The organism is Asticcacaulis taihuensis (assembly GCF_900100255.1).
Taxonomy (GTDB): Bacteria; Pseudomonadota; Alphaproteobacteria; order Caulobacterales; family Caulobacteraceae; genus Asticcacaulis; species Asticcacaulis taihuensis.
The window spans coordinates 236,009-247,783 of record NZ_FMTS01000002.1 but is presented as its reverse complement, the minus strand read 5'-3'; the positions used below and the strand labels follow the sequence as shown (position 1 = coordinate 247,783).

Genomic DNA, 11,775 nt, shown 5'->3' with positions numbered 1-11,775 from the left:
CCCAGGCGGGCTTTTTTTTACCCTGAAAATTCGAGAAAAGTGACGCGTGTGTCAAAAAGTGGCGATTCTGGTGCGGCGGTAACTTTCGCAACAAGATTACCAAATGTTCATGAGACAGCTTTGTTAAACTGTATCAATGTGCGGACCTGATTTTGGGGGCGCGCTGATAGTCCGGCCGTCCATTGCCGGAGAGCCACATGCATTTTAAACCCTTGGCCAAATCCCTTATTTCTTCATTGGCCGTCGCGGCCGCCTTGCTGAGCGCCCCTATAGCCGCCATGCCGGCCTTTGCCGCAGCCCCGGCTGCCGTTGCCGTCCCGGAAAGCACGGTCGCCAAGACCTACGGCACCTGGGGCTTCGATACCGCCGGCATGGACAAGTCCATCAAGCCGGGCGACGACTTCTTCGACTACGCCAACGGCACGGCACTGAAGAATATGGTCATCCCCGGCGACCAGCCCGGCTATGGCAGCTTCAACGCCCTTTATGATCTCTCCGAATTGCGCCTCAAGGCCCTGGTCACCGGCCTGGCCGCCCGCACCGACCTGACCGGCGAAGACCTGAAGATCGCTGACCTCTACCGCTCGGCCATGAATGTCGACCTAAAAAACCAGCTCGATCTCAAGCCGGCACAGGCCGAACTGGCGAAGATCGCCGCCATCTCAAACAAGGACGACATGGCCGCCTTCATGGGCGCGACCTCGGAAACCTTCGGGTCGGCCTTTTTCGGCATTTTTGTCTATGACGACGCCAAGAAGCCGGGCTACCGCGCCCTGCAGATGTCGCAAGGCGGCCTGGGTCTGCCCGACCGCGACTACTACCTGCAGGACGGGTTTGCCGACAAGAAGGCCGCCTATGAGGTCTACATCAAGGACATGCTGACCATGGCCGGCTATCCCGGCGCCGAACAGGCGGCCAAGGATATCGTGGCGATGGAAACGAAGATCGCCGAGGTGAGCTGGACCAAGATAGAAAGCCGCGACGACACCAAGACCTATAACCCGATGGCGCTGAAAGACCTCAATGCCTACGCGCCGGGCTTCAACTGGGACGGCTTCTTCGCGGCGGCCCATGTTTCACAGGCGCAGAAGGTGATCGTGGCGCAGAATACCGCCATTCCGAAGATCGCCAAGATCTATGCCGATACCCCGCTGGAAACCCTGAAAGCCTGGGAAGCCTTCAACGCGCTCGACCAGGGCTCTGCCTATCTGTCGGATCGCTTCTATACCCGCCGCTTCGAGTTCCGTTCCAAGACCATGTACGGCATTGCCGAGCAACGCCCCTTATGGAAGCGCGCCGTCGGCACGACCGATGACAAGATGGGCGAAGCGCTGGGCCGCGCCTATGTCCGCGATTACTTCCCGCCGGAATCCAAGGCCAAGATGGAAGACCTTGTGCATGGCCTGCTGGCGGCCATGAAACTGCGCATCGAAAACCTGACCTGGATGAGCGCCCCCACCAAGGCCAAGGCGCTGGAAAAGCTCTCCACCTTTGGCGTCAAGATCGGTTACCCGAACAAGTGGCGCGACTATTCGGCCCTGAACATCAAGGCCGATGACCTCTACGGCAATATCGAACGTTCCTCGGCCTTCGAATGGGCCTATCAGGTGTCGCATATCGACCAGCCGATCGATCCAGAAGACTGGGAAATGACGCCGCAGACCGTCAACGCCTATTATTCACCGACCAAGAACGAAATCGTCTTCCCGGCCGCCATCCTGCAGCCGCCCTTCTTCGATCCGAAGGCCGACATGGCGGTCAATTACGGCGCCATCGGCGCGGTCATCGGCCACGAAATCACCCACGGCTTTGATGACCAGGGCCGTCATTACGATTCGACCGGCGCGCTGGTGGAATGGTGGACGCCGGAAGACGCCGCCAAGTTTGAGGCCCAGACCAAGGCGCTGGGCGCGCAATATGACACCTACGAACCGGTGGCCGGCGTTCGTGTGCAGGGCGGCCTGACCATGGGCGAAAACATCGCCGATCTCGGCGGCGTGCTGCTGGGGCTCGATGCCTACCACATGTCGCTCGGCGGCAAACCGGCGCCGGTCATCGACGGTTATACCGGCGACCAGCGGGTCTTCTTAGGCTTCGCACAGGTCTGGCAGTCGAAATACCAGCCGGATTTCCTGAAGTTTCTGGTGTCGTCCGATCCGCACTCGCCGGATAAGTTCCGCGCCATCGGCGCCGTGCGCAATGTCGATGCCTGGTATTCGGCCTTCGATGTCAAGCCGGGCCAGACCTACTATGTCAAACCGGCCGATCGCGTGAAAATCTGGTAAGGGTGCGAGGCACCCTTAACCCGGAATCGTGACGGTGGTAATCGCGCCGCCGTCGCGGTTCTCACAAAAGCCCGTCTCGCAGGAGGCGGGCTTTTCTTACGGCTGCACGCTGGTCAGCTTCATCGAGGTCCGCACCTGGCCGGAATAGCTGGCGCCATCGGTCGGATTATATTTCAGCAGCACCGGCAGGTCATTGCCCGCCAGAGCCAGGTCGCGGTTCCAGTCACGGTCGGCATAGGCGAAACCGCGCATATTCGGGCTGGCGGCCTGGAAGGCGATCCACAGGGCAAGCGTGAGCAGGCTAGCGGCGGTAATGGCGAAGATCAGGCGTTTCATCTCTCGAAACCTCGAATGGATGCCGGCGACTCTCCACCGGCGGAGCAGGCCGGGCGGCGGCGCTATCCCACCGCCGCCCGGTTACGCTACTGTGCAATCCCCCCTCATTTCCGGATGGTAAAACGTCCGGTCCCCCAAGGGTGTGAAACAGCGCTTTCTCACAGGGGCGAACCATGATATGAACGCCGTTCACAATTGTTATGTATCGCAAGCTTGAACGTTGTTCAATATAAAGATGAACTTTGTTCAAAATATTTTCGGATTGAATGCTCATGCCCGCCAAAGCCGTTTCCAGTGCGACCGCCGATCGCCGTCAGGCCCAGCTTGAAGCCCTGCTGACGGCGGCGGAAAAACGCATCTGCGAAACAGGCTCCCATGCCCTGAAGGCGCGCGATCTGGCGGCGGATATTGGCGTGGCCCTGGGCGGGCTCTATAATATCGTGCAGGACATGGACGACCTGCTGCTGCGCGTCACGGTGCGCACGCAAGGGCGGCTGGATGCCCTGTTCGAGCGTGAGACCGCGCATCGGCCGATGACGACGCGCGCGCAGGCGCTGGATCGTCTGGTGGCGGTGGCGCTGGCCTATTTCACCTTCGCCCGCGAAAACCTGCCCCTGTGGCGGATGATGTTCGAGGTGCGCATCACTACGCCGCTGCCGGAATGGGCGGTTGAGGCGCAGCTTGGGCTGTTCCGCCATGTCGGGGCGCCTCTGTCGGTGATTATGCCGGAAGCATCGCCGGAGGCCCTGACCATCCGTGCCCGCACCTTGTTTTCCGCTGTGCATGGGGTGGTCTATATCGGCCTGGAAGAACGCCTGATCGCCGTACCGCCACAAAAACTGGCGGATGAGATCGAATGGTTGATCCGGGCTGGGTGTCGATAATGCGTATAGCTTTGCCGATCAGTTTGGTTGTGACCGGCTTGCTGCTGATTGTAGGCAGCATATGGCTGACGTGGTATTTTTTTGAATATGAAAGCGATAACGCGGGTGCATTGTTCGGCATGACGGTCATGCCTCTATCAGTTGGAATTGGCAGTATTCTAACGATTATTGGAATCGTTGTGGCGGTTGTCCGTTTCGCAAATCGGAAGAAATAGCCAGACCACCTGTACCTCCCCACCTTCGGTGGGGAGGGGGACCGACGCGCCCTTCGCGCGTTGGTGGTGGGGTATCTTACTTCCCTTAACGGATATGCCATCTGAAGTAAGAAGCCCGAACCATCCCACTTCGCCAAGGCTTCGCGGGACAAGCCATTCACATGCGGCTTGCCGCCCGTAGCTTTAGCGAAGGGTGGTCCCCCTCCCCAGTAAACTGGGGAGGTATAAAAAAGCCCGTCTCCTGAGAGGCGAGCTTTCAGTATATCGTTGCGATCATTCTCTGTATTGGAAAGACGATGAGAACCGCGACGGCGGCGCCACCGCCACCGTCACGATTCCGGGTTGAGGGCTCGTGGCCCTCACCAGATGCGGACGCGGTCTTCCGGCGCCAGGTAATATTTCTCACCTGGCTGGACATTGAAGGCCTTGTACCAGTCGTCGATATTGCGCACCGGGCCGATGACGCGGAAGACGGCCGGTGAGTGCGGGTCGGTGGCGACCTGCTGCTTGACGGCGTCGTCACGATATTTCGAGCGCCACACCTGGGCGAAGCCCATGAAGACGCGCTGATCACCGGTGAAGCCATCGAGCACCGGCGCTTCGGCGCCATGCAGCGAAATGCGGTAGGCGTCGAGGCCGAGCAGGTTGCCGCCGAGATCGGCGATGTTTTCGCCCATGGTCAGGCCGCCCTGAACGTGGACGCCGGGCAGGGGCTCGAAGGCATCGTATTGTTCGCCGTACTTTTTGGCCTGGGCATTGAACTTGGCCGAGTCCTCGTCGGTCCACCAACTCTTGAGGAAACCGTTGCCGTCATAGTTGCGGCCCTGGTCGTCGAAACCGTGGGTGATTTCGTGGCCGATGACGCCGCCGATGCCGCCGTAATTGACGGCCATATCGGCGCTCGGATCAAAGAAGGGCGGTTGCAGGATGGCGGCGGGGAAGACGATCTCGTTGCGCGTCGGCGAATAGTAGGCGTTGACCGTTTGCGGCGTCATGCCCCATTCGAGCGGATCGACCGGCTTGTCTATCTTGGCGACATTCCAGGCCCATTCAAAGGCCGAAGAGCGCTCGACATTGCCATAGAGATCGCCCGGCTTGATATCGAGGGCGGAATAGTCACGCCACTTATCCGGATAGGCGATCTTGACGCCGAACTTGGAGAGCTTTTCCAGCGCCTTTTCCTTGGTGGGGGCGCTCATCCAGGTCAGGTTCTCGATACGGATCTTGAGGGCGGCGCGCAGGTCGGCCACGAGCCCTTCCATTTTGGTCTTGGAGTCGGCGGGGAAATACTGCGCCACATAGGCGCGGCCGATGGCTTCACCGAGCGCGCCGTCGGTAACGCTGATGGCGCGCTTCCAGCGTTCGCGCTGGGCCTGGGCGCCGGAAAGGTCACGCGAGCGGAATTCCCACTGGGCGGTGGCAAAGCGTTCGGAAAGATAGGGGGCAGCCTGATCGACCGTGCGGAAGGTCTGCCAGGCTTTCAGGGTCTCCAGCGGGGTATCGGCGTAGATTTGGGCGATCTTCGGGAAGGCGGTATTTTCGCTGATGATGATCTTCTTCGCCTGCGTCAGGTCGGCGCCCTCGAAATAAGCCTTCCATTCAAAGGCCGGGGCGTATTTCGCCAGTTTGGCCGGCGACATCGGGTTATAGGTCTTGGTGTCGTCGCGGCGGTCGATACGGGTCCAGCTCACCTCGGCGATCTTCGTCTCCATCGCCACGATATCCTTCGCCGCCTGGGCGGCATTGGGGTAGCCGACCATGGTCAGCATCTTGGCCACATAGGCTTCGTACTTGGTCTTCTTGTCGGCGTAGGTGTCCTTGAGATAGTAGTCGCGGTCCGGCAGGCCCAGGCCCGACTGGCCGAGATAGAGCACGTTGATCTGCGGGTTCTTGGCGTCGCCATCGATATAGGCGCCGAAGAAGCTGGAGCCGAACTCTGCGCTGGTCTTGCCCATGTAACGGGCCATCTGCGGCTTGGTCTTGATGTTGCGGATGGCGGTAAGCGCCGGGGCCAGGGGCGCGACATCCAGCTTCTGGATCGTCGCCTCATCCATCATGGCGTTATAGAGATTGGCGATCTTGGCGTCGTCGCCGGTCAGGCCGGTTTGCGAGGCGAGGCCCGTCACCAGCACCTTCATGCGGTTTTCGGAGAGTTCGCGCAGGGCTAGGAAGCTGCCGTAGGAGGTGCGGTCGGCCGGGATGACCATTTCCTTCACCGCCGTGCCGTTGACGTAATCAAAGAAGCTGTCGCCCGGCTTGACCGAGGTATCCATGCCCGAAATATCGATCCCCCAGGTGCCGTATTTTTTCGCCACCGTATTGGGGGCGGCGTCGTCGCTGCCGGAAGAGGTGTCGGCGGCCAGCAGGGCGTCGACGCTTTCCAGGCTCTGCATGTGGCAGTAGGCGTCGAAACACTCAGCGGCATGGGCCGGTACGACGGAAAGCGCAAGGCCGCTGAGGGCCGTCGAGCAGGCAAGGATTTTCAGCAATTTCATATGGAGGCACCCCTAAAGCGCAATCCGATAAAGTGGACACCACTTTTCGGATAAATTGCGCGACTAAAATGAACCGGTTTTACGCACCGGGTCCGATTGATTGAAAAAGATACTTGTTTTGACCTTAACGCTTTTATGAACGCAGCCAACATGAATTTTCCGTCATGTTTCACGAAAACGTGCGCAGCGGGGGTTACAATTCGCGCCGGGCTCCCCTTATAGTTAAGGCACACCCCTAAAGAGGATAAGTACCCGAAGATGAACGCATCCGCCGCGAGCCACATGTCCGCGATTGCGAAAGAAACCCTGGCCCCGGTGCTGAATGCCGAGGCGCAGGGCTATTACATCTTCATCATCGTCTTTCTTCTGGCTTCCGCGGTCGTCGTGCCCATCTTTCAGCGCTACAAGGTCTCCAGCGTCCTGGGCTTCCTGCTGATCGGCGTCCTTTTGGGGCCGGATGTCATGGGGCGTCTGGCCACTGCCTGGCCGGTGCTCGATGCCTTCAGCGTCATGCGCTCCCATACCGTCCACCAGCTCGCCGAGCTGGGGGTTGTCTTCCTGTTGTTCACCATCGGGCTGGAACTGACCTTCGAGCGTCTGAAATCGATGCGACGCCTGGTCTTCGGCCTTGGCGCGCTACAGGTTGTGCTATGCGCCCTGGCCCTGACCGGCCTGTTTCTGCTGATCGGGCGCAGCTTCATTTCGTCGGTGGCACTCGGCATGGCGCTGGCCCTGTCCTCCACCGCCGTCGTCATTCCCGTCCTGGCCGACCGCAAGGCGCTCAAGACCGCCTCCGGCCGCAGCGTTTTCGCGGTCCTGCTGGCCCAGGATATCGCCGTCGCCCCAATCCTGATCACCGTGGTCATGCTGGCCGGCGGCGCGGCGGGAGATGGCCGCAGCCTTTCCGGCCTGCTGGCCCTGATTCCTGCCCTGATCGGCATCGGCATACTGGTCATAGGCGGTCGCTGGCTGCTGCGTCCGTTGTTCAATACCGTCGCCTTCTCGCGGTCACGCGAACTGTTCATGGCCGCCTGTCTGCTGTGCGTGCTGGTGGCGGGACAGATATCGGTCATGGCCGGCCTCAGCATGGGGCTGGGCGCCTTCGTCGCCGGCGTGCTGCTGGCCGAAACCGAATACCGGCGCGAGATCGAAAATATGGTCGAGCCCTTCAAGGGGCTGCTGCTCGGCCTGTTCTTCGTGACCGTCGGCGCGCGGCTCGAAGTCGCTGCCGTCATCAGCCAGCCAATGCTCGTCTTCGGTCTGGCGGCGGTACTGATAGCTATCAAGATGGCGGTCATCTATCCGGTGGCGCGCCTGTTCGGTCTCATTAACCGCAGCGCCATCGAGACGGCGGCGGTGCTGGGGCCGGCGGGTGAGTTCGCCTTTGTCATCATCGACCAGGCGATCGGCCACAAGGTGCTGAATGCCGAATTTGGCCAGACGGTCATCCTGGCCTCGATCATCTCGCTGTTCTGCATTCCCTTCCTCGCCGCCGGCGCCGGGCGCCTGTCGAAAGCTCTGGCGAAAAACGGCGAAGCGCCCACAAGCGTGGCGCCGGACGTCGTCAGCGAAGCGGCCAAGGTCATTGTTGTGGGTTTCGGCCGCGTCGGCGAGCTGGTCACCGACATGCTGAAACTGCACAATATCGACTACATGGTGGTCGATATCAATCCGCAGGTTACCCAGCGCGCCCGCGCGCAGCATATCGAAGCCTGGTACGGCGATGCCTCAGCGGCGGAATTCCTGCATAGTCTGGGCATTGAGCGCGCCCGCGCCGTGGTGGTCACGGCCTCCAATCCGGCCTTTACCGATGAGGTGGTCAAGGCGGTGCGGGCCATGCGCGCCGATGTCCATATCATTGCGCGCGCGCGTGATGCCGCCCATGCCCAGCGTCTCTATCAGATGGGGGCCACCGATGCCGTTCCGGAAACCATCGAGGCGTCGCTGCAACTGGCGGAAAATACCCTGATCGATCTGGGCGTGCCTATGGGGCTGGTCCTGGCCAGCGTCCATGAACGCCGCGATGTCTTCCGCAAGATGTTCGGCATCCGCAAGCCGGAAGCCCCGGTCAGACCGAAGCGGTCGCTGGAGGAGGTGGCGGCGGCTGCGGTTGAAAAAGCCGCCGGCACCTGATTGCTCTGCCAATATGGCCTATTTGCCGCTGTCGTGCGCTTCCAGCCGGTTGCGCAGGGCGTCGATCTCGCTGAAGAAACGCTTGCGGATTTCGGCGGCGAACGGATTGTCGCGTTCGATCGACAGGAACAGTTCGTCGGAATCGCCTGAAACGAGGCCCACGCCCTGCATCATCAGGTCATACGAGCGCGTGGTGTGGACGGTCGGCAGGGGCTCCAGGCCGCTCAGCACCTTGGCGATCAGGTGGGTCAGGCCCTGCACGGCCGCCAGGGCCTTGTCGTGCTGTTCGGGCGTGGCGACGGAGACCTTCAGGTCGAGCGTCTGACTGAAAAAGCGCACCAGGGTGTCCATGTGGCGCACACGCACCGGGCACAGGACGATTTCCAGATCATGAATGCCCTTGCGCGCCGATTGCGGGCCGAACAACGGATGGGTACACAGGATCGAAACCGTGGCGGGCAGAGCATCGACCAGCCATTTGGCTGGCTTGATCTTGACCGAACCTACATCGATCACCAGCCCGTAAGGCTTTACATAGGGCGCTACGGCCTTCGCCAGAGCTTCCAGCGTGCGGATCGGCGTGGCCAGAACCACGATGTCGCAGGCCGCGGCCACCGGCAGGTCCACCAGGGTGACATTATGGCGCCGGGCGAAGGCGCGGGCTTCCGGGCTGGGGTCGCAGGCATAGATGTCGAAATAGGGGGAGAGGTGCTTGACGATCAGGCGGCCGAACGCCCCCAGACCAAATAATCCCAATTTGCGAACCGATTTGGACACTTTGTCCCTGCCTCAGATAAAAATGAAGCGGGCGGCGTACCACGAAAGTTTAGGCAAGGCGAGATAAAATATCCTGACTGGTGTATATTCAGGGGCGAATTTAACTGCATCGCCGCCGTTATGCGGACGGATTTGCCGGAAATTCAGTTTCCCATGAAACGTTTTTTCTTGTCGCCCTTGCCCTTCTTACCACCCGGCGCCGGCGCTTCGCTGGCGAACTGGGCCGGCGTTTTCAGCAGTTCTTCCGGGGTGATAAAGCCGTCCTGGTTGCTGTCCAGGATGGAAAAGCGCTGGTTCGTCGCATTGAGCCATTCGTCGGTCCTGACGCGGAAATCGAGATTGCTGTCGGCGGCGCGGATCGGCTGCGGCTCATCGATCATGCCATATTGGGAAGCGCCCACGATCTGCTTCTGATAACGCCCGGCGGTCGGATCGCTGTTCTCGCCGGAGTCATCCGCCTGGGCAACATAGTTTTTGGGCTGTTTGATGCGCGGATCGATGCGCGTGATCTCCGGGGCCACATCATTTTCGTAGGCGCTGTTTTCCGGGCTGTTGATATAGCCGTCGTGATTGGTGTCGAGCTTGTTGAAGAAGGTGGTAGCGTCGTTGACGAACTCGTCATGGCTGATCTTGCCGTCCTTGTCCGTATCGGCCTGCGCGAACCATGCCATCACCGGGTAGGGCTGGCCGGGTGCGGCGCGGAAGGGCTGGCCCGAGGGCGAGAAGAAGACGTTCAGGCTCATCCCTGCGCCGACATAGTCCTGCGCGTTCGCTGCGGTGCCAAGGCCCGCGCCAGCGATGAGAAGCGTAAAAAGGAAGCGGTAAGGGCGCATGGCGATGTCACTGTCAAGGAATGGAGGGCTGAACGATCGGTTAGGGGCTTTTTGTGGTCAATTTTAGGCCGCTTTTCAGATTAGCCGCCATGAGTTGAATAGGCAAGTGGGCTTTGTAACAGGGAAAAGCTTGCCTATGCGTTTTTTCCTACAGTAAATTTTGCTTGTATGTATGTTTACTGTGATATATTCAGAATGAATTGCTGTATATTTTAAGTCATAAATTTGGTATTTTTGTTACCATATTGAAATATAGATTAAAATAATATCCTGTTAACTTGAATATTTTCTCTTGTTATCTTGCCGGATTTCTTTCTCCGGTATTTTCAGGAGATTAACATGCAGATAGGCAGCACGGCGGGGCCATCCCTCAGCCAGCTATTGTCCCAGATGCAGGCCAAACTGGCGTCCCAAACGTCCTCCGCGTCTACGACCTCAAGCACCTCCAGTGCTTCGGGCAGCAGCGCGGCGTCGTCCTCGACCAGTTCGACAACCTCTGCATCATCAACCACCAGTGTCAGCGAAGATTTAAGCTACTTCCTCAGCCAGATGTCCGATCAACTGATGGGCGCCCTGCTGCAAAGCCAGGGGGCTGAAGGCCATCAGGGTGGTCATGGCCACGGCGGGGAAAATGGCCCGCCCTCCCTGTCCGATATGGACAGCGATGGCGATGGCGCGATCAGCAAGACCGAAATGGAAGCCTTCGACACGTCGAAATCCGGCAGCACGGATACGACGCGGGCCGACCAGATGTTCGCATCGATGGACACGGACGGCGATGGTTCGGTCACCTCATCTGAAAAGTCGGCTTTCGACGACCAGATGCAGGCGAATGGTCCGCATGGGGCTGGCGGTCCGCCATCGGGACCACCTCCCGGTGGCATGGGCGGTATGGGCGGCGGCGACGCCACTTCGTCGGCCTCCAGCGCCTTCAGCAGCAGCGATACCGCAACGGATCTTGCCAGCCTGCTGAAAGACCTGCAAAACGCCATCGAATCCTACAGTCAGGGCAGCCTGCAATCAATGGCTTCGGCCTCGGCCTCCAGCCTGTCGGTGGCCGCCTAAAGCAAAAAACGCTTCCCTGAGGCGGCGGGGAAGCGTTCTATTCAGCGGAGGGTGAATATCAGGAACGGTCCGGGAAAAACTCGCGGCGGATCGAGGCCCAGATATAGTCGAGCACCAGATAGTAGAAAACGGTCTTGACCAGTTTCACGGTCTGGATGTCGTAGAAATATTGCAGGCCGATGCACAGGATCAGCGTGGCGATCATCACCAGGCCCGCGATCATCAGCTTCTTCGGCATCAGCAGTTTTTCAGTCAAAGACATGTACGCGTCTCCACAACTTATGACATTTTAACTTTTACGATCGCCGGATTTATAATCTCTTAACACCGGTTAACGGGCGGGCGTCAATTAAAAAAATGCGCCTCAAAAGCGAACGCACGGGATTTCACCCTGCCTGTCCGCGTGATAGCGTCGCCGCATGAGCCGAGAATTTGTCAATGCGTTATGCGCCACCCTGCCCGGCGCCGAAGTCTCCGATCCGTGGGGCGGCGGCCATGATACCTGGAAGGTCGGCGGCAAGATGTTTGCCTCCATCGGCGCGGTCACGCCGGCCGTTTCGGTCAAGACGGCCGGCATCGAAGTGGCCGACATGCTGGTCGAGGCCGGCATCGGCCAGCGCGACAAATACATGCACCGATCCTGGATACAACTGCCGTGGGGCACGCCGGAAGACGAACTGCGCGTCCGCATTCTCGAGTCTTACCGGATCATACGTAACAGCTTGCCGAAAAAGGTGCAGGCCGGTTGAAGT

11 protein-coding genes are annotated in these 11,775 nt (G+C 59.8%); 6 read left to right on the top strand and 5 right to left on the bottom strand.

Annotated features, from left to right (window positions below; all coding sequences use genetic code 11):
• The first annotated feature begins 197 nt into the window (after window positions 1-197).
• Window positions 198-2,285: a M13 family metallopeptidase gene (locus BLO49_RS07965; RefSeq protein ID WP_090646765.1), complete on the top strand. Its 2,088-nt coding sequence runs from the start codon at window positions 198-200 to the stop codon at window positions 2,283-2,285.
• A 96-nt stretch (window positions 2,286-2,381) separates the two neighbouring features.
• Here the strand turns inward: BLO49_RS07965 and BLO49_RS07960 are convergent, their stop codons facing one another.
• A complete protein-coding gene (locus BLO49_RS07960; protein WP_090646762.1) occupies window positions 2,382-2,621 on the bottom strand; it encodes a hypothetical protein in 240 nt (79 codons plus the stop codon).
• 272 nt (window positions 2,622-2,893) lie between these two features.
• Here BLO49_RS07960 and BLO49_RS07955 point away from each other — a divergent pair, with 272 nt between their 5' ends.
• Together BLO49_RS07955 and BLO49_RS07950 are read left to right on the top strand one after the other, a co-directional pair.
• Window positions 2,894-3,505 (top strand): TetR/AcrR family transcriptional regulator, encoded by a 612-nt coding sequence (locus tag BLO49_RS07955; protein ID WP_245678938.1) that lies wholly within the window; start codon window positions 2,894-2,896, stop codon window positions 3,503-3,505.
• Window positions 3,478-3,720 carry a hypothetical protein gene (locus BLO49_RS07950; protein ID WP_139159647.1) on the top strand — a complete coding sequence of 81 codons (243 nt, stop codon included), beginning with the start codon at window positions 3,478-3,480 and terminating at the stop codon, window positions 3,718-3,720. Before BLO49_RS07955 ends, BLO49_RS07950 begins: the two co-directional genes overlap by 28 nt.
• A gap of 359 nt (window positions 3,721-4,079) precedes the next feature.
• On the opposite strand, the gene BLO49_RS07945 is transcribed toward BLO49_RS07950, so the two are convergent.
• A complete protein-coding gene (locus BLO49_RS07945; protein ID WP_090646754.1) occupies window positions 4,080-6,215 on the bottom strand; it encodes a M13 family metallopeptidase in 2,136 nt (711 codons plus the stop codon).
• 258 nt (window positions 6,216-6,473) lie between these two features.
• On the opposite strand from BLO49_RS07945, the gene BLO49_RS07940 reads away from it, so the two are divergent.
• The gene (locus tag BLO49_RS07940; RefSeq protein WP_090646752.1) at window positions 6,474-8,348 is read left to right on the top strand and encodes a cation:proton antiporter domain-containing protein; all 1,875 of its coding nucleotides are present in this window, start codon (window positions 6,474-6,476) and stop codon (window positions 8,346-8,348) included.
• Between the two features lie 18 nt (window positions 8,349-8,366).
• On the opposite strand, the gene BLO49_RS07935 is transcribed toward BLO49_RS07940, so the two are convergent.
• On the bottom strand, window positions 8,367-9,125 hold the full coding sequence (locus BLO49_RS07935) for a prephenate dehydrogenase/arogenate dehydrogenase family protein (RefSeq protein ID WP_245678937.1): 759 nt from the start codon (window positions 9,123-9,125) through the stop codon (window positions 8,367-8,369).
• 143 nt (window positions 9,126-9,268) lie between these two features.
• Complete coding sequence (locus tag BLO49_RS07930) at window positions 9,269-9,958, bottom strand: EF-hand domain-containing protein (RefSeq protein WP_090646749.1); 690 nt, start codon at window positions 9,956-9,958, stop codon at window positions 9,269-9,271.
• Between the two features lie 339 nt (window positions 9,959-10,297).
• On the opposite strand from BLO49_RS07930, the gene BLO49_RS07920 reads away from it, so the two are divergent.
• Window positions 10,298-11,023 (top strand): EF-hand domain-containing protein, encoded by a 726-nt coding sequence (locus BLO49_RS07920; RefSeq protein ID WP_139159646.1) that lies wholly within the window; start codon window positions 10,298-10,300, stop codon window positions 11,021-11,023.
• A gap of 58 nt (window positions 11,024-11,081) precedes the next feature.
• On the opposite strand, the gene BLO49_RS07915 is transcribed toward BLO49_RS07920, so the two are convergent.
• Window positions 11,082-11,285, bottom strand: coding sequence for a hypothetical protein (locus BLO49_RS07915; RefSeq protein WP_090646738.1), 204 nt, complete (start codon window positions 11,283-11,285; stop codon window positions 11,082-11,084).
• Window positions 11,286-11,442: 157 nt separating this feature from the next.
• Between BLO49_RS07915 and BLO49_RS07910 the strand changes: the two genes are divergently transcribed.
• A complete protein-coding gene (locus BLO49_RS07910; RefSeq protein WP_090646735.1) occupies window positions 11,443-11,772 on the top strand; it encodes an MmcQ/YjbR family DNA-binding protein in 330 nt (109 codons plus the stop codon).
• Window positions 11,773-11,775: the final 3 nt, after the last annotated feature.